The sequence below is a fragment of the Nocardia brasiliensis genome (genome assembly GCF_042691675.1).
Lineage (GTDB): Bacteria > Actinomycetota > Actinomycetes > Mycobacteriales > Mycobacteriaceae > Nocardia > Nocardia brasiliensis_D.
The window spans coordinates 1,647,657-1,672,743 of sequence record NZ_CP170507.1 but is presented as its reverse complement, the minus strand read 5'-3'; the positions used below and the strand labels follow the sequence as shown (position 1 = coordinate 1,672,743).

At 67.4% G+C, this 25,087-nt stretch carries 26 protein-coding genes; 5 read left to right on the top strand and 21 right to left on the bottom strand.

The genetic code is table 11. The features are described 5' to 3' along the window. Positions 1 to 19: 19 nt before the first annotated feature. Both ACFK0J_RS07755 and ACFK0J_RS07750 read right to left on the bottom strand, forming a co-directional pair. On the bottom strand, positions 20 to 664 hold the full coding sequence (locus ACFK0J_RS07755; RefSeq protein ID WP_378737877.1) for a response regulator: 645 nt from the start codon (positions 662 to 664) through the stop codon (positions 20 to 22). After that, on the bottom strand, positions 661 to 1,935 hold the full coding sequence (locus ACFK0J_RS07750; RefSeq protein ID WP_378737875.1) for a sensor histidine kinase: 1,275 nt from the start codon (positions 1,933 to 1,935) through the stop codon (positions 661 to 663). The genes ACFK0J_RS07755 and ACFK0J_RS07750 overlap by 4 nt, the downstream gene beginning before the upstream one ends. Before the next feature lie 167 nt (positions 1,936 to 2,102). On the opposite strand from ACFK0J_RS07750, the gene ACFK0J_RS07745 reads away from it, so the two are divergent. Then, positions 2,103 to 3,116, top strand: coding sequence for an SDR family NAD(P)-dependent oxidoreductase (locus ACFK0J_RS07745; protein ID WP_378737873.1), 1,014 nt, complete (start codon positions 2,103 to 2,105; stop codon positions 3,114 to 3,116). Between the two features lie 64 nt (positions 3,117 to 3,180). On the opposite strand, the gene ACFK0J_RS07740 is transcribed toward ACFK0J_RS07745, so the two are convergent. The 3 genes from ACFK0J_RS07740 to ACFK0J_RS07730 all read right to left on the bottom strand — a co-directional run bounded on the left by ACFK0J_RS07740 (position 3,181) and on the right by ACFK0J_RS07730 (position 5,139). Continuing rightward, the gene (locus ACFK0J_RS07740) at positions 3,181 to 4,065 is read right to left on the bottom strand and encodes an aminoglycoside phosphotransferase family protein (RefSeq protein ID WP_378737871.1); all 885 of its coding nucleotides are present in this window, start codon (positions 4,063 to 4,065) and stop codon (positions 3,181 to 3,183) included. Between the two features lie 94 nt (positions 4,066 to 4,159). Beyond that, the gene (locus ACFK0J_RS07735) at positions 4,160 to 4,552 is read right to left on the bottom strand and encodes a RidA family protein (protein ID WP_378737869.1); all 393 of its coding nucleotides are present in this window, start codon (positions 4,550 to 4,552) and stop codon (positions 4,160 to 4,162) included. Beyond that, positions 4,549 to 5,139 carry a DinB family protein gene (locus ACFK0J_RS07730; RefSeq protein WP_378737867.1) on the bottom strand — a complete coding sequence of 197 codons (591 nt, stop codon included), beginning with the start codon at positions 5,137 to 5,139 and terminating at the stop codon, positions 4,549 to 4,551. Before ACFK0J_RS07730 ends, ACFK0J_RS07735 begins: the two co-directional genes overlap by 4 nt. A 63-nt stretch (positions 5,140 to 5,202) precedes the next feature. Between ACFK0J_RS07730 and ACFK0J_RS07725 the strand changes: the two genes are divergently transcribed. After that, positions 5,203 to 6,192 (top strand): helix-turn-helix transcriptional regulator, encoded by a 990-nt coding sequence (locus ACFK0J_RS07725; RefSeq protein ID WP_378737865.1) that lies wholly within the window; start codon positions 5,203 to 5,205, stop codon positions 6,190 to 6,192. Positions 6,193 to 6,215: 23 nt separating this feature from the next. On the opposite strand, the gene ACFK0J_RS07720 is transcribed toward ACFK0J_RS07725, so the two are convergent. From ACFK0J_RS07720 to ACFK0J_RS07665, 12 genes are all read right to left on the bottom strand, one after another. Next, on the bottom strand, positions 6,216 to 6,866 hold the full coding sequence (locus ACFK0J_RS07720; protein WP_378737863.1) for a hypothetical protein: 651 nt from the start codon (positions 6,864 to 6,866) through the stop codon (positions 6,216 to 6,218). A 196-nt stretch (positions 6,867 to 7,062) separates the two neighbouring features. Next, positions 7,063 to 7,668, bottom strand: a complete 606-nt coding sequence (locus tag ACFK0J_RS07715) for a hypothetical protein (RefSeq protein WP_378737861.1) — start codon at positions 7,666 to 7,668, stop codon at positions 7,063 to 7,065. Between the two features lie 13 nt (positions 7,669 to 7,681). Next, positions 7,682 to 8,638, bottom strand: a complete 957-nt coding sequence (locus ACFK0J_RS07710; protein WP_378737859.1) for an MlaD family protein — start codon at positions 8,636 to 8,638, stop codon at positions 7,682 to 7,684. After that, the gene (locus tag ACFK0J_RS07705) at positions 8,635 to 9,759 is read right to left on the bottom strand and encodes an MlaD family protein (protein ID WP_378737857.1); all 1,125 of its coding nucleotides are present in this window, start codon (positions 9,757 to 9,759) and stop codon (positions 8,635 to 8,637) included. Before ACFK0J_RS07705 ends, ACFK0J_RS07710 begins: the two co-directional genes overlap by 4 nt. Further along, on the bottom strand, positions 9,756 to 10,841 hold the full coding sequence (locus ACFK0J_RS07700) for an MlaD family protein (protein ID WP_378737855.1): 1,086 nt from the start codon (positions 10,839 to 10,841) through the stop codon (positions 9,756 to 9,758). Before ACFK0J_RS07700 ends, ACFK0J_RS07705 begins: the two co-directional genes overlap by 4 nt. Further along, positions 10,841 to 11,875 carry an MlaD family protein gene (locus ACFK0J_RS07695; RefSeq protein ID WP_378737853.1) on the bottom strand — a complete coding sequence of 345 codons (1,035 nt, stop codon included), beginning with the start codon at positions 11,873 to 11,875 and terminating at the stop codon, positions 10,841 to 10,843. Before ACFK0J_RS07695 ends, ACFK0J_RS07700 begins: the two co-directional genes overlap by 1 nt. After that, the gene (locus ACFK0J_RS07690; protein WP_378737851.1) at positions 11,863 to 12,864 is read right to left on the bottom strand and encodes an MCE family protein; all 1,002 of its coding nucleotides are present in this window, start codon (positions 12,862 to 12,864) and stop codon (positions 11,863 to 11,865) included. Before ACFK0J_RS07690 ends, ACFK0J_RS07695 begins: the two co-directional genes overlap by 13 nt. Further along, positions 12,861 to 13,862, bottom strand: a complete 1,002-nt coding sequence (locus tag ACFK0J_RS07685; RefSeq protein ID WP_378737849.1) for an MlaD family protein — start codon at positions 13,860 to 13,862, stop codon at positions 12,861 to 12,863. Before ACFK0J_RS07685 ends, ACFK0J_RS07690 begins: the two co-directional genes overlap by 4 nt. Positions 13,863 to 13,891: 29 nt before the next feature. Continuing rightward, the gene (locus ACFK0J_RS07680) at positions 13,892 to 14,758 is read right to left on the bottom strand and encodes an ABC transporter permease (RefSeq protein WP_378737847.1); all 867 of its coding nucleotides are present in this window, start codon (positions 14,756 to 14,758) and stop codon (positions 13,892 to 13,894) included. Between the two features lies 1 nt (position 14,759). After that, complete coding sequence (locus ACFK0J_RS07675) at positions 14,760 to 15,602, bottom strand: ABC transporter permease (RefSeq protein WP_378737845.1); 843 nt, start codon at positions 15,600 to 15,602, stop codon at positions 14,760 to 14,762. Between the two features lie 400 nt (positions 15,603 to 16,002). Beyond that, positions 16,003 to 17,094: a calcium:proton antiporter gene (locus ACFK0J_RS07670; protein WP_378737843.1), complete on the bottom strand. Its 1,092-nt coding sequence runs from the start codon at positions 17,092 to 17,094 to the stop codon at positions 16,003 to 16,005. 60 nt (positions 17,095 to 17,154) lie between these two features. After that, entirely contained in the window at positions 17,155 to 17,550 is a 396-nt protein-coding gene (locus ACFK0J_RS07665) for a nitroreductase/quinone reductase family protein (protein WP_378737841.1), read from the bottom strand. A 380-nt stretch (positions 17,551 to 17,930) separates the two neighbouring features. On the opposite strand from ACFK0J_RS07665, the gene ACFK0J_RS07660 reads away from it, so the two are divergent. Then, the gene (locus ACFK0J_RS07660) at positions 17,931 to 19,091 is read left to right on the top strand and encodes an FG-GAP repeat domain-containing protein (RefSeq protein ID WP_378737839.1); all 1,161 of its coding nucleotides are present in this window, start codon (positions 17,931 to 17,933) and stop codon (positions 19,089 to 19,091) included. Between the two features lie 6 nt (positions 19,092 to 19,097). Here the strand turns inward: ACFK0J_RS07660 and ACFK0J_RS07655 are convergent, their stop codons facing one another. Beyond that, positions 19,098 to 19,901: a transglutaminase family protein gene (locus tag ACFK0J_RS07655; RefSeq protein WP_378737837.1), complete on the bottom strand. Its 804-nt coding sequence runs from the start codon at positions 19,899 to 19,901 to the stop codon at positions 19,098 to 19,100. 124 nt (positions 19,902 to 20,025) lie between these two features. On the opposite strand from ACFK0J_RS07655, the gene ACFK0J_RS07650 reads away from it, so the two are divergent. Then, positions 20,026 to 20,709 carry a phosphate uptake regulator PhoU gene (locus ACFK0J_RS07650; protein ID WP_378737836.1) on the top strand — a complete coding sequence of 228 codons (684 nt, stop codon included), beginning with the start codon at positions 20,026 to 20,028 and terminating at the stop codon, positions 20,707 to 20,709. A gap of 61 nt (positions 20,710 to 20,770) precedes the next feature. Here the strand turns inward: ACFK0J_RS07650 and ACFK0J_RS07645 are convergent, their stop codons facing one another. Continuing rightward, positions 20,771 to 21,673, bottom strand: coding sequence for a LysR family transcriptional regulator (locus ACFK0J_RS07645; protein ID WP_378737834.1), 903 nt, complete (start codon positions 21,671 to 21,673; stop codon positions 20,771 to 20,773). A 70-nt stretch (positions 21,674 to 21,743) separates the two neighbouring features. Between ACFK0J_RS07645 and ACFK0J_RS07640 the strand changes: the two genes are divergently transcribed. Next, the gene (locus tag ACFK0J_RS07640; protein ID WP_378737832.1) at positions 21,744 to 22,889 is read left to right on the top strand and encodes a TDT family transporter; all 1,146 of its coding nucleotides are present in this window, start codon (positions 21,744 to 21,746) and stop codon (positions 22,887 to 22,889) included. Between the two features lie 25 nt (positions 22,890 to 22,914). Here ACFK0J_RS07640 and ACFK0J_RS07635 read toward each other — a convergent pair whose 3' ends face one another. After that, complete coding sequence (locus ACFK0J_RS07635) at positions 22,915 to 23,772, bottom strand: RNA polymerase sigma factor (protein ID WP_378737830.1); 858 nt, start codon at positions 23,770 to 23,772, stop codon at positions 22,915 to 22,917. A 39-nt stretch (positions 23,773 to 23,811) separates the two neighbouring features. Further along, on the bottom strand, positions 23,812 to 24,951 hold the full coding sequence (locus ACFK0J_RS07630; RefSeq protein ID WP_378737828.1) for an FAD-dependent monooxygenase: 1,140 nt from the start codon (positions 24,949 to 24,951) through the stop codon (positions 23,812 to 23,814). Positions 24,952 to 25,087 lie beyond the last annotated feature (136 nt).

The following is a 25,087-nucleotide window of genomic DNA, read 5'->3' as shown; positions in this document are numbered from 1 at the left end:
GCGGGGCGGTCGCCGGGCGTCACCGGGGCCGGGTGCCGAGGACCGCGAGCTGGACGCGGTTGGCGGCGCCGGTTTTTGCCATCAGGTTGGTGACGTGGGTTTTGACGGTGGTGATCCCGAGGTGTAGGCGCTGCGCGATTTCGGCGTTGGCGAGGCCCTCGGTGACGAGGGCGAGTACTTCGAGTTCGCGAGCCGTCAGGCCCGGGGGCACGACAGCTTCGGCCGCAGGCGGGTTGGTGCGTGCGGCCAGGGCGGAATCGACCACACGGCGTAGGACATCGGGCGAGAACGGGTGGTCACCCACGGCGGCGCGGTGGATGCCGTGCAGCAGATCGGCGGGCGAGGCGTCCTTGACCAGGAAGCCGCAGGCACCGGCCGCGAGTGCCGGGTAGAGGTGGTCATCGTCGTCGAATGTGGTCAGCGCGACCACACGGGTCGCCGGTCTGGCCGCGAGAATGGCCGCGGTGGCGCGGATTCCGTCCATCCCCGGCATGCGCAGATCCATCAGGACGACATCGGGGGTCAGTTGCTCGGCGAGCCGCACGGCGTCGCTGCCGGTGGCGGCCTCCCCCACTACCGCCAAGCCGTCGTCGGTCTCGCAGAGCATGCGCAGACCGGCGCGGACCAGGTGCTGATCATCGACGATGAAGACGCGGATCGTCATGACGGCACCGGTCGGCCGGTCGGAAGACGCGCTGCCAGTTGCCATTCCGACCCGACCTCGGTGGCGGAGAACTCGCCGCCGAGCAGTTCGACGCGCTCGCGCAGTCCGATCAAGCCGAGGCCGTGCCCGTCCGCGGCGAACGGCGTTGCGGCCGAGGGCTTGTCGCGCGCTTCGAGCAGCCCATTGCGCGGGTTCGAGTTCGACCCTGTGTCGCGCAACGTGAACTGAATTTCGCTGTCCCGCATGGCGATGGTCAATTTCGCCGTTGTGCCCGGCCCAGCATGTTTCGCGATGTTCGAGATGCCCTCCTGGGTGAGTCGCAACAGCGTAAGCGCAAGTACCGCATCGACATCGGTGACCTGCTCGGTCACCTCGGCGTCGACGGTGATGCCCGATCGCCGTGCGCGATCCAGCACGGCCGTGAGCGCGCTGGGCAGGTCGGCGGGCGCGATGAAGGAGTCGCCGGTCATCACGGGATCACGCAGGATGGCGACCAGCCTGCGCAGGTCGGCGAGGGTTTCCTTGCCGCTGGCGTGGATGTCGTCGAGGACTTGCCTGGCCCCGGGTGGCGCGTCGGGCATGGCATGGCGGGCGACACCGACACGCAGCACCGTCGAGGACACGTGGTGGGCGATCAGATCGTGTAATTCCCTGGCGATGGCTGTTCGTTCGACGGCGCGGGCGGCCGCCACTTCGGCGTCGCGGCGCTGTGCGATCTCGTGGGCCTGTTGTCGCGCGTGGTCGGCGCTCTCGCGTGCCGCGCGCAGCAGGGCGCCGACCAGCAGCGGCGCGCCCGCCATCACCACCGCTCGATAGCCGTTCGCGGCGAGGTCGCCGCTGGGATGCAGGAAATAGGCGGCGGCCACCGCGCAGGCGGCGAGCCACGGCTGCCAGCCGGACCGGCGGGCCGACAACTCGATCAATGCGATCGCGGCAGCGACCTTGGCCACCATTGGTCCGGTATCGCCGATCTCGAAACCGAGCAGCAGCAGACCGCTCACCACGAGCGACGTGGCGAACGGCCGCCCCACCCCACCGGCGGTGACCAGCACCGCGAGCATCCCGATCGTCCAGTCCAGGACGCTCGGCGAATCGGTCAGGAACAGCAGGCAACCCACCGCCGAGAGCACCAGCACCAACATCCGCACCGGCAAGAACCGCACGTCGAGCCAGGACTCCACGCCACGCGTCACCCCGGCCGAACTCACCACGGCACCATCATGCCGTGCGCCCGCGTCGTCCGGTTCCGCCCAGCGGAGGAGCAGCCTCATCCTCGAGGAGGACCCGGAACGGCGCATGCGTCCGCCTCGCGGCCTGGGCGGGCGCGAGCCGAGCCGACCACCTCTCCTTCGCTGGACGGACCGGCGTCCGCCGCATGTCCGACGATTCGGACCGGCAGGCGGATTTACCGGAGCACGGTTCTCGCGAGGGTTGTGACATGACGAACGAAGACGACTCGGTGCTGGTGTCCGATGCTGGCGAGCAACCTGATCCCCGGGCCACAGCGGCCGGGGACAGCGCGCCGCAGGCAGCGAAGCCGAGCCGCAGGCGACTGCTCGGCACCATGGCTGCCGCGTCCGGGCTCGCGGTCGGTGTGGGTGCGGGTCTGGCCGGAGGTGTTGCGCTGGGCGCGAATTCGAATCCGCCGCGGTTCGAGCCGACGGCTTTGCGGCGGTTCGCGGACAAGACCGTGGTGATCACCGGGGCGACCTCGGGGATCGGTGCGGCGGCGGCGCGATTGTTCGCCGCCGAGGGTGGGCGGGTCGCGTTCTGTGGACGCAGGGAGGACCGCGGCCGCGCGGTGGAGCGCGAGATCAGGGCGGCAGGCGGTGAGGCGACCTACATTCGCGCGGATGTCCTGGTCGAGGACGACGTCCGGAATTTCATCGATACGGCGGTGAAAACCTATGACGGACTGCATGTCGCATTCAACAACGCGGGCATCACCATTCAGAAGAAGCTGCACGAGTACAGCACCGCCGAGTTCGATCAGGTCCTGAACACCAACTTGCGCGGAACCTTCCTCTCCATCAAATATCAAGTGCCGCACATGCTTCGCAGTGGCGGGGGCACCATCGTGGTCACCTCGTCGAGTAACGCACTCGCCACGGACGCGGGTCGCGGTGCGTACACCGCCAGCAAGCGCGGGCTTGTCGGCTTGGTCCAGTCGGCGGCGCTCGACTATGCGGCGGACGGGATTCGGGTCAACGCACTCGTTCCCGGCACCACCGACACCGAGTTGGTGCGCCGAGCAGCGGGCATGGAGCACATTCCCGATGACGCGTGGCGGGTACTGATGAAACAGTGGGCGGGCAGCAATGTTCCGGGACTCGGCCGACTCGCGACCGCCGCGGAGATCGCGGCCTTCGCGCTCACCCTCGCTTCGCCGGAGCACCCGTATCTCACCGGAGCCCAGCTCGTCATCGACGGTGGCAAGACCGCGCATGCGTGAACATTCACCGTCGAGCCCGAGACGCCGAAAGTTACGGTCAATTCGACTCGGGCAGCAATCGGTTTCAACGCAATGCCCACGGACCGATCTCCTGGACGGACGGGTAGCCGGGGTCGTCACACTCCTCCTCCTCGGCGAACCACAGCCAGTTTCGCGCGCACTGTACGAGGGTCCACGCGCGAGCCCGATCGGCGTCGAGTCCGGCGATGTCGACGACGGCGGCGAAGCGGTCGTCGAGGGCGGATTCGGTGCGGCGGCTCCACAGCAGCGACAGCGTGGTGAATTCGAGATCACCTGCCAACGGCTGGGGGTCGATGACCAGCCACGGCTCGCGTTCTCCGGCAAGCACGTTCTCGAAATGCAGGTCCTCGTTGACCAGGAGCTGGTCCGTGCTGGGTCCGAGCTGGGTGCACACCTCGACGGCCGCGTCCAGCAGCTTGCGCGGGTACGGTGCGCCGAGCCGCTCCCACTCCCGCGGCAATTCCTCGGCCCAGGCCGCTGATTCGGTCCGCAAGTTGCGGGAAATGCCTTGCGGCACCGGAATTGCGAGCCTGCGCATCAGTTCGCAGGTGATCCGCACGGCATCGTCGATCGGTTCGGTTTCCAGGGAACGTCCAGCCGCCAAACGCTCCAGCAGTAGTGCCCCGTTTTCGGAGTCGCTGTCGAACAGCAGCACCGCACCGTCACCCTGCCACGCGGCCAGCGCAATCGGCTCATCCTTGGTCTCGGGCGTCAAATAGTTCAGCTTGAGCACGGCCGGGGTGCCGTCGGCCCGGCGGACCGGCAGTACCAACCCGCCGTAACCGTGCATGGATGGACCGTCGAAGGTGAGCTGCCAGCGGTCGGCGTAGTGCGCCGCGAGGCCGGGCAGGCGGTCGAGCCAGGCGCGGGCGGGTGCGCCCTCCTGGTTGGTGAGACGAGTAGCGAAGAATTCCGGAACGACGGTCACGAGTCGAGCATCTCAGCCGTGTCGATCGATTTTCGGCCCGGCTTCGTCCTGCCGAAGCCGGGACCCGGGCCTCGGCTTCGGCAGTGCTCCGGCGCTATTCGGGAATGATCGCCACTGCGTCGATCTCGACGAGCGCGCCCGGGCGAGCGTGCGCGGCGGTGGAAACGACCGTGATGGCCGTGCGGTGATCGCCCCACACGGACCGCGCCGCCGCGTATCCCACCTGCGCGTCGACTCCGTTGACGAGATAGATGTTGAGTTTGACGACATGCTCTGGACCGGTACCCGCGGCAGCGAGCACGGTCAGCACATTTCGCATCGCCTGCGTGGTTTGCGCCTCGATACCGTCGAGCAGATTTCCGGCGCCATCGGTACCGAGTTGGCCACCGACATAGAGCGTTCGGGCAGCGGGCGCGATCACGCCCTGCGTGAAGGCCGAGTTGTAATGCAGTTCTGCAGGATCGAGGTGCGTCGTCTTCGTGGTCATGCGGTTCCCTCCTGGCGGGCCTCAGGTTTGGTGTGCAGGTACAGGTCGCGCAGCAGGCAGACTTCGGCCAAGTGGTGGATCAGCTCGCGATGGACGTGCAGCACCAGGTCGGCCATGGGCAGGTCGGGGTAGGGCTCCTTCGGGCCGACCGGGACCCGGAGTCCGGCGGCGCCGAGCCCGCGCACCCCTGTCAGCCAGCGATCGAGCTCGGCTTCGAGCTGGTCGAGCGCGGTGGCCGCGCTACCGGCGTATTCCCAGCTCTCGTAGGACGCCGCGGGTGCGCCGAAGTGCGCCGCGTTGCGCGCGGCGAGCACGCCGACGATGACGTGGCCGAGCCGCCAGGCGATCGTGGTGAAGGGCGCGGGGTCCGGCGCCGGGATGGCGTAGTCGATCGTGAAGTCTCCGGCACCGGCCTGAACGGGTGCGGTCGAGCTGCCGCGCGGGCGCACACTCCAGGCATCCGGCACCGGCGACCAGAAGTACTCGTCGTCGGTGAGGCCGTCGAGCCGGGCTCGCAACTGATGGTTCCAGTGGAACTCCCACTGCTCGCGCAGTGTCCGGTTCCAGTCGAGTTCGTCTGTATCCATGAGGCCACCTTGGCACCCCTAGCGGACAGGATCGGTCCGCTATTGTGCGGCAGGATGGGTGGCATGGACGGCGACGAGCGGGGCACGACCGAGCGGGTGCTCACCTTGCTCGGGCTGTTGCAGCAGCGCCAGGTCTGGACCGGCCCCGAACTCGCCGACCGGCTCGGGGTGACGCCGCGCACGGTACGGCGCGATGTCGAACGGCTGCGCACGCTCGGCTATCCGGTACAAGCCAGCAACGGTGTCGGCGGTGGTTACCGGCTCGGGCCGGGACAGGAGCTGCCGCCACTACTGCTCGACGACGAAGAGGCGATCGTCACCGCGGTCGCACTGCTGGTCGGCGCGGGTGGCGCGGTCGCGGGCGCCGGTGACGCCGCACTGCGGGCACTGACCAAGCTCGACCGGGTGCTGCCCAACCGGTTACGGCACGAGATGCGCGCGCTCGCCGACTCGGTGGAGTCCTTCGACGGCGGCCGGACACCGGTCGACGCCGACGTGCTCATGACACTGGCCAGAGCCTGCCGCGACGAGGTCGAAATCAACTTCGACTACCCGTCCGGAAGCGAGGTGCGCCGGCGGCGGATCGAGCCCTACCGGCTGGTCGCCTCCGACCGGCGCTGGTACCTGCTCGCCTACGATCTCGACCGCGACGACTGGCGCACGTTCCGTGTCGACCGGATGACCGAGGTGTCCGCACGGACCTGGCGGTTTCGCCCGCGCCCCGCACCCGCCGCGGCGACCTATGTGCAGGAAGGTGTGGCGAGCCGGGTCTACCCGCACCGAGCGCGGTTCCTGGTGCGCGCGCCGGCCGACACGGTGCGCGCGCAGATTCCGGCGTCGGCGGCCGCCGTACAACCGCGCGGCAGCGAGCTCTGCGAGGTGGTCAGCGGCGCCGACAGCGGCCTCGACATCGTGCTCATGCACATGGTCCTGCTGGGCCACGACTTCGAAGTGCTGGACCCGCCAGAGCTCGGAAGGCGGTGTCGCGCGCTGGCGAAGAGGCTGATGGCGGCTGGTGCGGCATTCGCACCGGCACCGGACACCGGAGCCTGACGGGCTGCCCTGCGTCGATACGCCTAGGGCGTGCCGGGTGCGGTGGGCGTGGTGGGTACGGGTTCGGTGGTACCGCCCTGCTCTTGCGGGAGGCAGACCCAGCGGCCGTCTGGTGTCAGCGACCATTGGGCGACGATGCCGTCGTGCGAACAGTCCTCGCCGACCTGGTGTTCGTCGCCGCCCTGCTCTTGCGGGACGCAGACCCAGTGGCCGTCCGGGCTCAGTGCCCATTGGGCGACGATGCCGTCGTGCGAACAGTCCTCGCCGACCTGATGTTCGGCCCGTCCCTGCGCCTGCGGGATGCACGCCCATTGGCCGTCGCGCAGGTCCCATTGCGCGACTATGCCGCCCGCCGAGCAGTCGTCGCCGATCTTGCGTGCGGGCTGCGCCGGAACCACCGGTGTCGCCGGACCTGGACTCAGCTGCGTGGGCGGCGGCGGTCCGGGCATCCGGCCGGGACTGATGGTGGGCGACGAGCTGATCGTTCTGGCCTTGGAGGTGGTTGTCGGCGGCGGCGAGTTGTCGTCCTTCGAGTCCTCATTCGACCGCAACAGCAGACTTGCCGCGACCACCAGCGCCAGGACGGCGGCGAGCACGGCCGCGATGACCAGAGCGCGGTTGTTGCCGGATCCGCGACCTGCTTCGGGGTCGTGACTGCCGCCGGGTGTTGCCATCGAAACCGCCTTCACTGCTGGACAGGGAAATACCGGTACGAATGCACAAGCCGTTCTTCATGGCACGTTACCCGAAGGTTGCTGACTCAATCGTCAATTTATGAAATTGCATTTATGCAGGTCAGGGCGATTTACTGGAAATAGCCACCGCTTTATTCATTTAATAGTGCGGTGCTACCGGAGCCAACGAAGTGCGTTACTGCTTGGGCAGCGCGCCCGCCATCCCACCGACATCGGCGACCTTCCAGCCGTTGTTCGGATCCACGTTGACCGTGTAGGTGACCGTGGTCTGCGCGCCCTCGGGAGTCTGGGCGCTGGTCGAGGTGACGTTCAGGAAGACGTTCACCTTGTAGATCCCGTTGTCGGTGTTCATCACCTTGGCGGTGATCGGGGTCGAGGTCGAGGTCCACTTCAGCGGAACCAGGATGTCCTGCAGCTTCGACGCGGTGGCGTCGAACTTGGTGGCCAGCTGCGGGGTGGTGTTGGCCTTGAGCTTGGCAACCCAGGCGTTGACGTCCTGGAAGTTGATGGTGGAGGCGCCGAGTGCGTAGTCGGTGGCGACCTGCTCGGCGTGCTGGTCGGCGGCAGCGGCGGCGTCCCGATCGCTGAGGTCACCACGAGCGGACGCCCACAGTGCGGCGAAGACCGCGGTCGCGCCGACCAACGCCACCGCCGCGACCGCGATCGCGACCGTGGACAGGCGAATCGAGACGGTCTTCGGGTTACGCACCGGCTCGGCGGCGCGGGTGACCTCCGCCTCGTCGCCGGCCTGCTTCGGTTCGGTCACAACGTCGTTCGACATCGCGGCCTCCTTTCTATTTGACGGCGACCCGCACCTTGACGGCGCCATCGGCGTCGACGTCGGCGAGAGCCTGGGAGATCAGGTCGGAAATATCGATGCGCGGCGCGGCCGAGACGATCGCGTCGACCAGCGGCCGCAGCGCCGGGGCCAGCGAACTCAGCTCTGGTTGCAGCTCACGCAACCTGTCGACGGTCTTCGCGGTGAACGGGGCCACCCCGTTTCCCGTCGTGTACTCGTCGATCGGCTGGCTGTCGACCATGCGGCCGACATGGGCCACCAACTCGCTCAGCGCCTGGGTGAACTCGACCCATTCGGGCGCGGCGGCGCTGAAGGACGGACCTACCCAGTCCATGTTGGTCGCCGTGTTCTGGAAGCTGTTGAGCAGCGAGGCGATCTGCGGGTTCCGGCTCATGATGGCCGCCGCGAGCAGATCACCCGAGCGCGCCAGATTCGGGATCGCGCCGTCGGTATCGGCCAGCGACTTCTCGGCCGTGTCCACCAGCGAGCCGACCACCTTCGGATCGAGCTGGTTCAACGTCTTGGTGGCGAGCCGGGCGACCTCCGGAATCGACAGCGGCATCCGCACATTCGCGGTCTTCAGCTGTTGCCCGTCGCGCACGTACGGTCCGTCGCCGGAATTCGGCTTGAACTCGACGTAGGGCTCGCCGAGTGCGGACAGATGCTCGATGGTGACCGTGCTGTCGGTGGGCACCCGCCGGTCTGCGGCCAGCTTCAGCCCGACCTCGACGCCGCCCGCGCTATTGCTCACCGAGCTGACGCGGCCCACCTCGATCCCGGTGAGCAACACCGGCGATCCGACGGCGAGTCCACCCGAGTTGGTCAGCACCATGGTGGCGTGGGTGTAGTCGGCCAGCGGATCCGCTTGCACCACTGCGAACGTGAGATATCCCGCGCCGAGCACGGTGATGGCGGCGATACCGCCCAGTGAGGCGAGCGGGCCGAGCTTCATCGGACGACTCCGATCATGCGTAGGGTCTGGATGATCCGGTCCGTCTGGTCCTGAATCGGCACGGGGGCATCGGTTTTCACGCCGGTGATATTCACCTTGGGCCCGTGCTCCGCGAACGGAATGATCTTGTCGCGGACCAGCGAGATCAGCGCCTGCAGATTCGACGGCTGGCTCAGATCCAATGGCCGGGCCGACGCCAACAGCGGCAGGTACGCCTGCACGGTGCCGTCCGCGCTGTTCAGCAGCGGGCCGAGCCAGGTGAGCGAGGTGCCGATCGGGCCGAGCACGCTGAAGATCTTGGTCACGCCGACAATGGACGGCGCGATGCCGGTCATCTGGTCGACCGATTCCTGGGTCAGCAGGTCGGCGAGCACCGGCCGGATGCCGTGCAGCACATTGGTGTTGTTGTCGATGCCGTCGAGCAGCGAATCGAGCTCGTCCAGGTGGTTGCCCAGATCCACGGCGTCGTCGGCCAGGGTCTTGCCGATCTGCGCGGTTCGTGCGGGATCCGCGGGGAGCACATCGTTGAGTTGCTCGATGGTGTCCTGCACCTTCTGCACCGCCCCGCCCTGGGTGAACGTGGCCAGTGCGGCCATCGTGTCCTCCAGCTGCACCGGCGGTTTCGTCTGCGCCAGCGGGATCGTGCCGCCTTCGGGCAGCAGCTTGCCGAAGCCGTCCGGCGGGGTGAGCAGCGCGAGGTGGATGTCGCCGAGCACCGTGTTCTGCCGCAGTTCGGCGAGCGTGTCGGCGGGCAGCCGCGCCGATGTCGAGATCCTGGCGTCGACCACCACGTAGCCGCCGCGACCGCCGGTCTTGGCCGAATCAACTACCGACACACCGGAAACCGTGCCGATCTGGGCGCCGTTGGCCATGATCTTGGCCCGCGCGGGCAGGTTCAGCACGTTGGCGAACTGGATGTGGATGTCGTAGGTGTCGCCGGAAACCTCGGAGCCGGGCACCGGAACCGAGGACGGGTCGAACGAGCAGCCCGCAGCGGGCACCGCGACCGCCAGCGCCACCGCGAGCCCGGCGACGAAACGGCCACCGCGGCAACCCTTCTCGCTACGCGCCCGGTCCAGCGTGACGACCAGCCGTCCGGTCTCGTCCCGATTGATCCTCATCGCACGCCTGCCAATCCGAACACCAGGGCCGCCATATCGACCTTCGCCATACCCGCCGCCGCGTCACAGCGACCGGGCGCCAGCGCGTTCACCACCGCGCACACCTGGTCGGCCTGCTGCTGCGGGATCGCGACCTTCGGTGCGGCATAGGTGATCCCGGACTGCCCCACCGACCGGAGGGCGTCGGTCAGCACCGGCATCATGGACACGACCTGGGCCAGCGATCCGACCCGGGCACGCAGGAATTTCACCAGCGGCACGGTGAAATCGAGGGCCTTCATGATCGGATCGCCGAAGGCCGTGGTGAGGTCGTTGAGCACCGGAAGCAGTTGCGCGAGTCCGTCGATCACCTGCGCACCGGGCTCCAGGAGATCGGTCCGCGACGCACTGAGCACCGGCGCCAACCGGCGGAACATCGATTCGATGTCGCCCCAGTGCTCCTCGACCTTCTTACCGACCGAGGCGAAGGCGTCGAAAACGCCGACCAGATGGCCGATGTCGGCATCGGGCGAGGCCATCGCCCCGCTCAGCTTTTTGATGATGTCGTTGATCTGCGGCCCGGTTCCCGCGGTCGCCGCGTTGAGCTGCGACAAGCCCTGGGCGAGGGCGTCCGGGGTTTTGGCGTCCGGACCCGAGATCTGCGCGGACAGCTGCGCGACCGCGTTCAGCGTCTCGGAGACGCTCTTGGGCGTCAGCGTCTTGGTGATGCACTGCGCGGCGTTCCAGCGCGCGGTGTCCTTGCCCGCGGAAACCACGGCGAGTTCGCGGGCCGCGACGATGCTGTCGGCCAGCGTGGTGGCGCCCGCGTCGGCGTAGACCGGCTTGTCGGCTTCGACGTCGAATTCGACCTTCACCGACTTGCCCTGCGGGGCAATGGAAGTCACGGTGCCCACCGGAATGCCCCGCATGGTCACCTGATTGCCGACGTACAGGCCGACACTGTCGGGCATGATCGCGCAGTAGCTCTGGGTCTGCTTCATCGGATCGAAGGCGATGAAATACCCGACGACGACGAGGGCGACCGCCACGAGCGCACCCGACACCGACATGAACGCCCGCGAGCCCAGGATCTTGTACAGCATCAGCAGTCCCTCCCGGGCAGCGGCACGCACACCCGCGCGATCGCGTTCGGTGGCGCGGTGATGGTCTGACCGGACTGGTCGATCGTCACGCCACCGTCGGGAATGGCCATCGCCGACAGCTTCTGCTGCAGGTCCTGCACCGAGGCGACGACCGGGTCCAGCTTGTCGAGCAGTTCCGTCAGCCGCGGCACGGCGTCGAACAGCGGCTGTAGCTTCGGCTTCAGCTCCGCGTAGGTCGGCGCGATCGCCGCGGCCTTGCTGATCACGGCATTCAGCAGCCGCAGACCCTCGCGCAGCTCGGCACGCTTGCTCAGGACCAGGTCCTCCATCAGGTTGGTCGCCTGCACCAGCCGGCCCAGCGAACCCTTCGCGCCGTCGTACATGGTCACGTACTCATCGGCGTTGGCGATCGCCTTGGAAATCATCGTGTGCTGGCGATTGAGGTCGTCGACGAAGCTGTTGAGGCTGTCGAGGGTGGTGCGCAGCGTGTCCGGCGCCTCCGCGACCGAGGTGCCGAGCGCGGCCAGGTTGCGCCGCAACGTGTCTCCGTCGATCTTGCGCAGCGGCTCGGCCGCGTCCTGGAAGGTCTGCACCAGGCTGTACGGCAACCGCACCCGATCCAGCGGAATGTGCTTGTCGCCCAACGGTGTCGCGCCCGAGGGGAACAGCGCCACATAATTGCCGCCGACCACGGTGAGCATGCGGATATCCAGCGTGGACTGGTCGCCGACGAACACGTTGGAGTCGACGGTGAAGCGCATGACCACCCGATCCGGTTTCAGCTCCAGCGATTTCACCGTGCCGACGCTGATCCCGGCGACGCGGATGTCGTCACCGGCCTGCACCGACTGGGCCTCCGCCAGATCGGCGCTGTAGGTCTGCTTGCCGATCGGGACGACGTACAGCACGCCCGCCGCGACGGCCAGCACCGCGATCAGCACGACGCCGGCGATGCCGAGCCGGATTTCGCGCCGCTTCTTCTCCTGCTCGCCGACGACACGGCGATCGGCGAACATCCCACTCACCCAGCGCATACCGCCACCTGCTGTCCCGCGATGAGTACGCCGAGCACCTGTGGCAAGTCCGCCTGCCCCTTGGAACACTGCGGCTTCCAGCCCGCCACAGCCGATTTGGGGATCGCCGCGTCGAAGCCCGCCAGCAATCCGGGCAGCTTGTCGAACACCTCGAGGGCCTGCTGCGGGTCGGGGAAGATCTGGTGGATCAACGCGTCCACATCGTCGGGGCTCTGCAGCCCGAGAGCGTTGAACAGGTTTTCCAGCGGGCCGAGCACCGAGGGCGCGGCCGCGGCGAACTGGGCCAACCCCGCCATATTGGACTGCAGGCCGGAGAAGATGTCGGCCAGCCGGGCCAGCAGGGGCACCATGTAGTGAACCTTCCCGCCGGCCGTTTCTTGCAGGTCGGACAGGTTCTGCAGCACCTTGTCGATCACCACCTGCCGGTCCTTGACGTGCGCCGCGAGTTTGTCGATCGCCGCCAGCGCGGGTCCGATACCGTTGCCGTCGCCCTCGATGAGGGCGACCATGCTCGCGCTGAACTGGTTGATCTCCTCGGGGGAGATGGTGGCCAGCACCGGCTTCAGGCCGTTGAACATGCTGGTCACATCGAACGACGGTACGGTGTGCTCGGTGCCGACCGTGGCGCCGCCCGGGATGCGCTTGCCGGGCTGCGGCTGCTGCTGCAGGTCGATATAGCGCTGGCCGGTGAGGTTTTGGTAGCGGATGGCCAGTTTCGAGTTGTCGTAGATCGACGCATCGGTCTTCAGCGACAACCGAACTCGCGCCTGCACCCCGTCGAGCTCGATACCGTCGACCTTGCCGACCTGCACGCCGTACATGCGCACGTCGTCGCCGACCTTCAGGCCATTGGCGTCGGTGAACAGCGCGGAGTGCTGTTCGGTAGGTCCCGACACCGGTCGCTTGATCGCCGTGCAGACGATGCCGAGCACGACGATCATCACCACGGCGAACAATCCCAGCCGCCAGGCTGCGGCGCGCACCGTCATCGGACACCCGCCACTAACGGTGCCAGCACGGGCATTCCGGTCAGATCGATCTCGGCGTTCAACACCGGCCCGTTCGGGGTGTCCGGCATGGCCGCGCGCAGGCGGCGCAGCAACTCGGTCAGTTCGGCGCCCGACTGGCGCGGTTGCGGCACCATCTGCGCGAGCAGCGTCAGCACCGGCGCGAGCATGTCGGTGACCCCGGACAGATCGCCGCCGAGTGCGTTGCCGAGGTCGGCGATGCCCGGCAGCAGCGTGTCGGTGTGCATCCGCACGCCGGCGTCGAAGGATTCCCGATTCGACTGCAGCCGTGGGATATTGCGGAGCATGTCCACCATCACCTCGTTGGCGCCGGCGAAATCGCCTGCGCCGTAGAACGCGGGCCCCAGCCGGGCGGCCAGTTCGGAGAGTGGCATCCGCTGGTTGTCGGTGACGATCTGGGCCGCCTGGATAATCGCCTGCGCCAGTGGGGTGAACGCCTTCATGTCGTGGGAAACCTGGCTGATCACTGTCGCCATCTGCGGGGTCAGCACCGAGTCGCCGCTCTGCGAGAGGTTGCGCAGCATGCTGCCCATGGTGGCGTCGAAGATCGCGGCGGAATTATCGCCGGTCAGGTCGATCACGCTGTTGTCGCGCAGAGCCGAACCGCCGGAACCACGGCGCAACTCGATCTCGCTGATACCGAAGAGGTTCGCCGGGGCGTAGTCGACTCGTAGGCTGTCGTCGATGCCGTGCAGCTGAGCAGGATCCAGCCGCAAGGTGATTCGCTGGGTTCCCCGCTCGGCCGGGTCGATCTCGGTGACCGTGCCGACCTGCACGCCGTCCACCCGCACCGGGGTGCCCGTGACGATGCCGTCGCCGATCTGTTCGGTGTGCATCGCGATGTGCAGCCCGTCATCGGAGCGCAGTTCCCGTTGCAGCGCGATGGTCGCGACCACCGCCGCGATGAGTCCGACCGCGATCAGGCCGACGAGCCGGGATCGCTGCTTGTCTACTGCCACTCCGGGCAATCCGTACTTCGGCATCGCCATTATCCCGTGAAACTGATCGTCGCGTGGAAGCCCCACAGCACGATGGTGAGCACCATGTCGATGGCAACGATCGCCACCGACGAGGCACGCACCGCACGGCCGGAGGCAATGCCGACCCCCTCGGGCCCGCCGGTGGCGAAGAAGCCGTAGTAGCTGTGGATGAGGATCACGACGGTGGCGAAGATGGCCACCTTGATCACCGCGGCGATCACGTCGAATCCGGCCACGAATTGGAAGAAGTAGTGGTCGTACACGCCCGCGGATTGGCCGTGCACCAGCGTGATCAGCCCGCGGCAGGACAGGTACGCCAGGATCAGGCCGATCAGGAAGGTCGGCACGATCGAGATCGCGCCGGCGATCACCCGGGTGGTCACGACGAAGGGCACCGAACGCACACCCATCGCCTCTAGTGCGTCGATCTCCTCGGAGATGCGCATGGAACCGATCTCGGCGGTGATCCGGCACCCCGCCTGCGCGGCGAAGCCGATGGCCGCGGCAATGGGCGCTAGCTCGCGGGTGGTCGCGTAGGCGGAGACGATGCCGGTGACCGGGCCCATGCCGAGGATGTTCAGCATGGTGAACGATTCGACGGCGACCGAGGCGCCCATGACCAGGCCGAGCACCATCATCATCGGGACCGTGCCGCCGCCGACGATGACCGAGCCGCGGCCCCAGGTCATATCGGAGATGATGCGCATCGTCTCGTCGCGATAATGCTTGATCGTCAACGGAATCGACGAGAGCACCTGCCAGACGAAGGCCAGCACGAAGCCCAGCGACTCGAACCGGACCAGGATCAGGCCGCGGCGCTGGTAGAAGCGGGAGATCCAGCCCAAGCCCTTGGGCACGTAGGTCGAAGCAGCCACGTCACACCAACCTGGTCGGCAGGAACATCTCGACAACCTGGGTGACGCCGAGGTTGACGACCGCGATCGACACGACCGACAGCACCACTGCCGCGTTCACCGCGTCGGCCACACCGCGCGGTCCACCCTTGGCCTCCAGCCCGCGCTGGCAGGCGATGACCACCACCAGGAAGCCGAACAGGGCGGCCTTGAGCAGTGACACCCACACGTCGGCGACGGTGGTGAAGGAACCGAAGGTGGCCCAGTAGCTGCCCGGGGTGACGTTCTGACCGCCGACCGCGACCGCGTAGCCCGCGACGATGCCGACGAAGATGATCAGGATGTTCAGCAGCGGCGCCACGAAGATCATCGCGACCAGTCGCGGAATCACCAGGCGCGGAATCGGACTGATGCCCATGGTGTTGAGCGCGTCGATCTCCTCGCGGATCGTGCGTGCGCCCAGGTCGGCGGCGATGGCGGCGGCGCCGGCGCCGCCGAGAAGGAAGCCGGTGGCCAGCGGGGCGCCCTGCTTGATCACGCCGAGGCCGCCGGTCGCGCCGAGCAGCGAGTCCGCGCCGAGGGTGTGGATGAGGTTGCCGACCTGGATCGAGACGATGACGCCGAACGGGATCGCGATGAGGATCGCGGGGATCGCCGTGACGGTCACCAATCGCCAGGCCTGCGTGACCGCTTCCCGCCACTGGAATTGGCCGCGCGCGATCCCGGTGGCCGTACCGGTCACCGATTCGCGCGCGATGTCCACGGCTCGACCGAAGGTCCGCAATGACGAGACGACGGTCTCGGAGAAGTTCTTGCGGACGATACGGACGGCGGCGCTGGAGCGAGCCCGGGTCACAGACGCCACGCTTGGCCCCAACCAGGCCGGTGTGTCTCAGGTTTCAAAGTGGTTCTCTCCATGATGGGCGTCACTGCCACCATGAAGCTATCGGTGACCATTGGTAACAGTAAAGCTGATCACGGTGTGAGCATCGCCTCCTATTCGCTTGCTGATGACTAGCTTCACGGGCCGGTCAAAAGCACAGAATGGAAGTAATTCGCCGTTCTGCAACGGGTTATCAGCGCATATTTGCTATCAATGTGTTTTGTGTCACGTCGTTTGGCTAACCCCGAGCAAGATCACGAGCCGATTACGGAAGGACGTAATAGGCAAATAGGACAAGCTGGACCGCGGTCCCACAGCACGGTGGCCCGCCCAGGGACAACAGTCAGCACACCGACGGCTGGGCGTCGCCCGCACGTGCTCCCTAGGGGCTGGCGGCGAGGAACACAAAGGCCGAGAACAGGGCCAGATGGACACCGCCCTGCAAGAGCGTCGCCCGGCCGGGGACGACCGTGAGGACGCCGACCACGATCGTGAGCGCCAGCAACACCATCTGCGTGGCGCCGAGGCCGAGGACCAGCGGGCCCTCCAGCCAGATGGTGGCCACCGCGATCGCCGGAATGGTCAGACCGATGCTGGCCATGGCCGAGCCGAGCGCGAGGTTGAGGCTGATCTGCACGCGGTCGCGGCGGGCGGCGCGGACCGCGGCGAGAGTCTCCGGCAGCAGCACGAGCAAGGCGATCACCACGCCGACGGCGGACGGCGGCAGGCCCGCGGACGCGACAGCCGATTCGATGGACGGGGAGACCACCTTGGCCAGCCCCACCACGCACACCAGCGCTACAAACAGCAGCGCGAGGCTGATGAGCGCGGCCCTAGTGGTGGGCGGGGCGTCGTGCTCGTCGTCGTCGGTCACCACGCCGTCGCCTTCGACGGGCAGGAAGTCGTCCGGATGACGCACCGTCTGCACCATCACGAACAGCCCGTACAGCGCCAGCGAGGCAACCGCGGCGAAGGCCAGCTGCCCGGCGGAGAACTCCGGTCCGGACTGGCTGGTGGTGAAGGTCGGCAGCACCAGGCTCAGCGTGGCCAGCGTCGCGACGGTGGCCAGGGCGGCGCCGGTGCCCTCGGCGTTGAATACCGCGACCCGCCTGCGCAGCGCGCCGACCAGCAGGGACAGGCCGAAGATGCCGTTGCAGGTGATCATGACGGCGGCGAAGACGGTGTCCCGGGCCAGCGAGGCGGCCTTCTCGCCGCCGGAGATCATCAGCGTGACGATGAGCGCGACCTCGATGACGGTCACCGCGACCGCGAGCACCAGCGACCCGAACGGCTCGCCGACCCGGTGCGCGACCACCTCCGCGTGGTAGACCGCCGCGAGCACCGCGCCGATCAGCGCCGCGGCGACCACGACCACCGCCACCCCGGACAGACTTCGCCCCCAGGTAACGGCCAGCGCGAGGGCGGCGAGGAGCGGAACGAGCACGGTCCAGCGGTTGGTCAACACACGGATCATGGGATCCATAGTTGCAGCTAACGCTCCGCATCCAGGTCAGCGCGCTGTTCGAGTGTTCGGTTAGTCGTCCAGGTCGATGCGGACGGTGAGCAGATCGGTGCCGACCAGCCGGACCACCGCGCTGTTGCCGCGCGGCAGCTCACGCAACCGGGCGCGCGCGTCGTCCTCGGGCAGCAGGTGCGCGGTGCCGGTGTGCCAGCGGCCGCGCAGACGCAACCGAACGCGGTTGTTCGCCTTGATGTTTCGGATGTACTGGGAGCGGTCACCGAATTCGGAGACCAGCCAGAACTGGTTGCCGACCAAGCGGCCGCCGATCGGCGTGCTGCGCGGCTGCCCGCTCACCCGGCCGACGGTCTCCAGCAGTTGCTGCCCGGGCAGCTTGCGCTGCATCGGATTGACGACGCGGCGTTGCAGCGTCGTCACCACGCGATGTTGAATATCGCCCATACTCGACATGCGGCGACGTTAGCACCGGGGGCGATTCACCGCGCGAGTCAGCGAGGGCCGACTTCATTGATGGCGCAGCACATGAGGTTTCAACCGAAGGTATAGCCGCCCGATGATGACTGTGCGATACGCGACCTTCATGTCGCGGTTGACATAGGCCGCGGTTGACATAGGCCGCGGTTGACATAGGCCGCGGTTGACATAGGCACAGTGCCATCAGGTACGAGCGAATCCGAAGCGCGATGCCGAAAAGCCGTTGGCACAGTGCCAGAAGCGAATACCGCCGCGCTGGGCAATTCGACGAATTGCCCGCAATACCGCGGCCTTCGTGTGACCCGCGTCATACAGTCCGGTCCCCTGCACTACCACTGAGCACACCAGGACAAGTCATGCACGCATCGCCCCTCCGTCCGCGCGGCCTGGTTCTCGCCGCGACCGCCGCGGCGTTCTCCCTGATCGGTTCCGGCCTGATCGCCCCCGCCACTGCGCACGCCGCGGCCCCGATCAACTTCGCACCGAAGGTGGATTCGCCGTCCGGCGGCCAGTTTCCCTCGTGGGGGCCCGGCCCGTCCGCGATCGGCACCGTCACCGCCGACTTCAACGGTGACGGCAAGGCCGATATCGTCTCGGCCGATTTCCAAGGGGTGGGGCCGATTCTGATGACCGGTAAAGGGGACGGCCGGTTCAACACCGGCACCAGGGTCGGTGATGCGGGCAACGGTTACGGCGCGGTGGGCGTCGGCGACCTGAACGGTGACGGCAAACCCGATGTCGTCGCGCAGGCGTGGACCACGCTGGCGACCTTCCTGAACAATGGCGACGGCACCTTCCGCCCGGCCGTGAAATACCCGACACTCGAAGGCGCGCAACAGGAAGCGATCGTCGCCGACGTCAACGGTGACGGCAAGGCCGACGTGCTCAGCCTGGTACCCACCGGTGTGAAGACCTGGCTCGGCAAGGGTGACGGAACGCTCGATGACGGGTCGGTCAGCCATATTCCGGGTGTCGCCGCCGCGTTCACGGTCGGAAAGTTCAACTCGGACAACAAACTCGATATCGCGGTGAACAACGACGCGCTGCAACAGGTGCACGTCTTCACCGGCAACGGAGACGGCAGCTTCACCCGGCGCGGCGCGAGCACATCCGGCCTGATCACCGAGGACGTGCGCGCGGGCGACTTCGACGGCGACGGAATCGATGACGTGATCACCGCCGACTCGTTCTCCTTCAGCACCACCTTGCTGCTCTCCGACGGACAGGGCGGATTCAAGAAGACCGACCGGGTGAACCTGTCCGGTCTCGGCCCGACCAGCATCGCCCCCGGCGACTTCAACAAGGACGGCAAGCTGGACGCCGCGATGTCGGCGGTGCTGAACTCGAAGATGGTGATCTTCACCGGCGAGGGCGGAAGCATCAGCAAGACCGGCGATTTCGACGTCACCTCGGCACCGCAGACGCCGGTGGTCGCCGACTTCGACGAGGACGGCAAGCTCGACATCGTGGTAGCGGGCAGCGCGAACGCGGTGTCGTTCCTGAAGAACATCTCCTGATCGTGGTCAGCAGATCGAGATCGGGGCGATGTTGTCGTCGAACGGCAGGTAGCCGTCGACGGTGGCGGTGACTTGCAAACTCTTGACGGTGATTTCACCGCCGTGGTTGTCCAGGAACGCGACATCCGAGGCGTCCCGGCCGGTGGCGATCCGGACCAGCGTGCAGCGTGGGGCGAGGCCGGTGGCGTCGAGTGCCCGCCAGCCACCGTCGATGTAGGCCTCGGCGACCGCATGGAAGTCCATCGGCGCACAACCCGGCGCGTACACCGACACCACCCGCGCGGGCACCTTGACCGCGCGCAGCAGCGCCACCACCAGATGGGCGAAGTCGCGGCACACCCCGGCGCCGGACAGCAGCGTCTCCACCGCACCGTCGATGGGGTCGCTGCTGCCCGCGACGTAACGGATGCGGCGGCCGACCCATTCCGTCACCCTGGCCGCCAATCGGGCATCCGGTGTGCCGGAACCGAATTCGGTGGCGGCGAAGCCGAGCAGCTTGTCCGACTCGGCGAACCGGCTCGGCCGTAGATACAGTGCGCGGTCGTAGTCGGAAGCGGGTTCCGGTGTCGCGGCGCCGAGGACGGTCGCGCTGTAGTGCGCGCGCAAAATGCCTGGGCCGACGGAGAATTTGTGGATACGGGTGCCGTGCGGTCCGCGGATCTCCCATGGCGTGACGGCCCAGCCGTCGAGCTCGAACACCAGTGACTCGGTCAGGTCCAGGCTCGCCTGCCGGGCGACGGCGATCTGGAATTCGAGGGTGGTCGGTGCGGTGATCGCCACCTCGAGCTGGGCCGAGACATCGCGCTTCACACCACAATCCTGTCAGTCGCGGTCCGCTGCACCGGCGTATTCTCGGCCACGCCGGGTCGAGTTGGCATCATATGCACCGCCAATTCATCCCCAAGAGGGGATTAGTGTGCCCTACCACGCGGATATGGGCGAGAATTTGCCCGTGCGGACCCAGTTCACCCAAGAGCTAATCGCGTTGACCAACGACTTGACGCTGATGTGCCGGCTTACCCATGACGCGGCCGAGCGGGTGACCGACGCGCTGGTCGGCGCCGATCTCACCGCCACCTATGAGGTGTTCGCACTCGACGAGCAGCTACAGACGATGTACAGCGCGTGTGAGGCGAGGACGGTGGTGCTGCTCGCGTTGCAGGCGCCGGTCGCCCGCGACCTGCGGCACGTGGTCACCGCCATCCAGATCGCGACCGAGTTGTCGCACATCGGCGCACTGGTCAGCCGGGTCGCCGACCAGGTCTATCAAAGCCATCCGGGACATGTTGCGCCGCAAGGGATTCTCGATGTGCTCGCGGCCATGGGCAGGCTCGCGGCGGACCGTACCGCGATCAGCGGCCGAGCCGTCGCCACCGGCCACCAAGAACCGCCCGGTGAACAGGATCCCGGCGTGCACGCGATGGAAGTACTGCACAAGCAACTACATTCGGCCCTCGCCGCCGCCGCGCCGAGCCAGCCGACCACCGCCGCCATCACCATCGCACTGCTCGCCAACCATTTGGAACGCTGCGTCGACCACACCGCCCGCATCGATCGCCTGATCCGCTTCCTGGACACCGGCATTCCCCCCACCGCCCAGCCCACCGACAACCCCTGAGTGCGACCCCGCCGGGGTGCGCACCCTTTGGCTCACCGAAAGAGGGTGTGCGCACCGTTTTCTAGTGGCGCGCGATGGTGTAGAGGTCGCGGGCGGGGCCGGTCAGGCGGTGGCCGGTGGGCCAGACGGCGCGCAGGGTGCGGTTCAGGTCCAGGCCGGTGATCGTTGGCGATACCAGAGTGCCAGCGGCGATTTCAGCCGCTACGGCCAGGGAACTGAGGACTGCCGGGCCGACGCCTGACGCTACGGCGGTCTTGATGGCGGTGGTGGAGGACAGCTCGAGGGCGACATCGGGTGTCCAGGTGGGGATGCGGCGAGAGATCGCGTGCTCGAACCAGTTTCGGGTGCCGGAGCCGGGTTCCCGTTGGATCAGCGGGGTTTCGGCGAGTTCGTCGAGCGTTATCGAGCCGCGACGCGCCCACCGATGCGTCGGCGCGACCACCACGACGAGTCGGTCGCCGGTAACGATGTGTGACTCCAGACCGCGGAAGTGCTGCGGGCTTTCGATGAATCCGATGGCCGCCTTGTTGTCGAGGACCTGCTGGGCGACCTCGACCGAGTTGCCGGACTCCAACGCGATGGCGGTGTCCGGTGCGGTGGCGCGCAGTTTCATGAGCCAGCCGGGGAACAGGTATTCGGCAATCGTCTGGCTTGCCGCGACCCGCAGGTGCGAGTGCCGCTCGGCGCGCAAGGTGTCGATCCCGGCATCGAGTTGCTCCGCCGCGTGAATTACGCCGCGGGCCCACTCCGCGATCAGCGATCCCGCGGGGGTCGGGCGGGAACCGAGCGTGGTGCGTTCCAGCACCGGAACCCCGACGAGTTTTTCCAGGTAGCGGATGCGAGAGGACGCGGAGGGCTGGCTGATGCCGTGCGCCGCCGCCGCGCGACCGAGACTGCCCAGTTCGATGACCGAGAGCAGCAGATCGAGCGCGGCCAGGTCGGGGACACGCGGCGACAGCGGCATAGAACGAGTCTATGCATGCATAGGAACAGGCCAGCTACCTGACCCGGCGACAGCGGGCGAGGCTGGAGACATGACCGCCACCGTGACCTTCCCTCCCGCCGCCCCGCGGCGTCTGGTCGGCGACCTCGACCACAAGGGCCGCCGGTCCGGCTCGCTGCGCCAGCTCGGCCCCAACTGGTTCGCCGCGGTGATGGGCACCGGCATCGTCGCCACTGCCGCAGCCACCCTGCCGCTGCAATTCACCGGACTACGCGGCGCCGCGACCCTCGTGTGGGCACTGGCCGCCGCGCTGCTGGTGGCATTGAGCGTGGCCTGGGTCGCGCACTGGGTGCGTTTCCCCGATACCGCTCGCGACCAGCGCAATCATCCGGTGATGTCACAGTTCTTCGGCGCTCCGCCGATGGCATTGCTGACCGTCGGCGGCGGAACCCTGCTGCTGGGCGGCGATGTGATCGGGATGTCCGCCGCGGTGGCGATCGACTGGGTGCTGTGGACCGCGGGCACCGCGCTCGGTCTGCTGACCGCCTTCGCAGTCCCCTACCGCATGTTCACTCGGCGCCGGGTCGACGCCGATGCCGCGTTCGGTGGCTGGCTGATGCCGGTGGTGCCGCCGATGGTTTCGGCCGCGATGGGGGCGCTGCTCGTCCCGCACACTCCCGCGGGCCAGCCGCGCCTGACCATGATCCTGCTGTGTGTCGCCATGTTCGGTCTCAGCCTGATCGCCGCCCTGGTCACCATCACCATGATCTGGTCGCGCCTGGTTCATCACGGGACTCCGGCCGCGGGCACAGTTCCCACCTTGTGGATCGTGCTCGGTCCCCTCGGTCAATCGATCACCGCCGCAGGGCTGCTCGCCAACGCCGCCCCCTCGGCCTTGCCCGACCTCTATGCCAAGGGCTTCATGGTCTTCTCGGTCATCTTCGGCATCGTCGCCTGGGGGTTCGCCATGCTGTGGTTGGCGCTCGCCCTGGCCGTCACCGTAAAGACCGCCCGCGCAGGCGAATTGAGCTTCAACCTGACCTGGTGGGGCTTCACCTTCCCGCTCGGCACCTGCGTCACCGGCAGCATCGTGCTCTATACCCACACGGGCGCAGACCTTTTCGCCGTCACTGCCGTCGTCCTATATGTAGTGCTGGTCGCCGCGTGGGTGATGGTTACCGCACGCACCGCGGGCGGTGTGCTGAGCGGTGCTTTGCTCCGCCCCGCGACCAGGTAGTCCGCGGCCGAGGCCTCGACACCGGTCAGTCCAACAGCGAGAAGCGACCGGAGTACAGTAATTCGGTGATCGCGTCCAGCTTCGCTTGTGGCGCAGCGTAATCCGGGTGCGCTCGGAAAATCGCGGCGGCGTCGTGCAACTGGATCATCTGTTGCTCGGCTCGCGCAACGGTGCGGCCGCCGGGGGTGACCGGATGACGGGCGAAGACGGGTTTCCGTGGGTCTACGCGACCTAGGGCGACGGCCTGGTCCACCCGGCGGGAGCAGCGGCAGAAGGCTTGCGGATTCGCCAGGCCGCACGTGGAGTTCAGGAAGGACCCGAGGCGTTTCTTGGTGCGCTCCAAGCGCTTTCGGTAGGCGGCCGGGGTGATGTCGAGGATCCAGGCGGCGTCGGTGGAGTTCAGTTCGAAGACGTCGCCGAGGACGAAGGCGACGCGCTCGTCGCGAGCCAGGCATTGCAACATGGCCTGGCTACAGCTGAGCCGGACCTCGTCGGCCAGCAACGTGGCTTCCGGGCCGCGATAATCAGCCTCCGCGAGCCCGTCGGCCAGCCCATCCCGGAAGGCGTCCAGGCTCAGCTGCGCCGCCTCCTGGGGCGTCTGTCTTCCGAGGTTCAGCAGATAGTTGACGCCGATCCGGTAAGCCCAGGTCAGCAACTTCGCCTCGGCCCGCCAGGTGCTCAGGTTGCCGAGCACCCGCAGCAGAATCTCCTGCGTCGCGTCCTCGGCTTCGGCGGGCCGCCACACCATCCGCAGGGCGAGCCGATACAGCGGATCCTGCAGCAGGCGCACCACCCCGGAGATCGCGTCGCGCTCCCCCGCGACGGCCCGCGCGACCAGTTCCCGTTCCTCGGCCCCGACCAGCTCGCCTGCCTCCGCACTCACCCAGCCATCCTTCGGCCGCGGGCCGCTCCGGCGCAAGTGTCAGTAGTTCTTCAGGGTGAGGGATGCGGGGTCGGCTTCCGGCGGGTTGGCGGCCATGGCGTCGAGGAACTCCTGCGAGGGCGGTTCGGCGAAGAGCATGCCGACCACTTCATGGGCACCTTCCTGATTGATCTTCACGTAGTCGCGCAGTTCCTGTTCGTAGGCGGCGAACGCGGCCCGATAATCGCCTGCGGCGGTGGCCAGTTCACCGGCCAGGACGTAAGCGCCGATCAGCGCCTGTGAGGTGCCCCGACCGGACAACGGCGAGGCACACGCGCACGCGTCCCCGAGCAGCACCACCCGGCCCGCCGACCAGGTGTCCATCCGCACTTGACCGACCGGCGTGAGGTACAGGTCCGACGACGCGGCCAGCTCCCGCAGCAGGCGCGGGACCTCCCACCCGGAACCGGCGAACCGCTCCGCGATGAGCCGCTTCTGCGCATCGATGTCGCGCCGGTCGTAATCGAGCGGCTCCGAAGCGAAATACAGTGCGGCACGGGCCTCGGCGTTGTTCCTGGTACTGAACACATTCGCCGACTTTCCGTTGCCGAGTTGGCAGGCCCGGCCCTCGTGGTCGAGGTTCAGGAAGTTGTCCGTGGCGAAGATGGCGTTATAGAGGCCGAGATGGTGGATGTAGTCCGCGTGGTCACCGAACACGAGGGATCGCACCTTGGAGTACATCCCGTCGGCGCCGACCACCAGGTCGAACCGGCGCGGCTCGCCCCGTTCGAAACTCACCAGGACGCCGTCCTCGTCCTCGGCGACGGCTTTGATCGAGTTGTCGAAGAGGTATTCGGTTTCCCCCTTCGTCTGGTCGTAGAGGAGGTCGGACAGGTCGCTTTTCAGCACCTCCAGCTCACCGGCGAAGATCGCCGACGGCATCGTCACGACATGGTGGCCCAAGCTGTCGACCACCTCGCTGTCCCGGATGCCGGTGCTGAACTTGCGGACCTCGTCGAGGATCCCCATCCGCTCCAGCACGGTCATCGACTCGCCGCGGAAATCCACCGCGTACCCACCGGCGCGCGGGCCCGGCGCCCGCTCGACCACGGTCGCGTCGAAGCCGTATCGCCGTAGCCAGTAGGCCAGCGCGGGACCGGCGACGCCGCCGCCGGAGATCAGGATGTTCGTGTTCTTCATGGTCGTTCTCACTTCTCCTCGTACAGGGTGAGTACAACGTACAGGACACTACATACGTTGTACATAGTGTACTAGTCCGCGATTTGCAGCGAGGCTTGCTACTCTCATTTCCATGCGTACTAGTACACCTGATGGT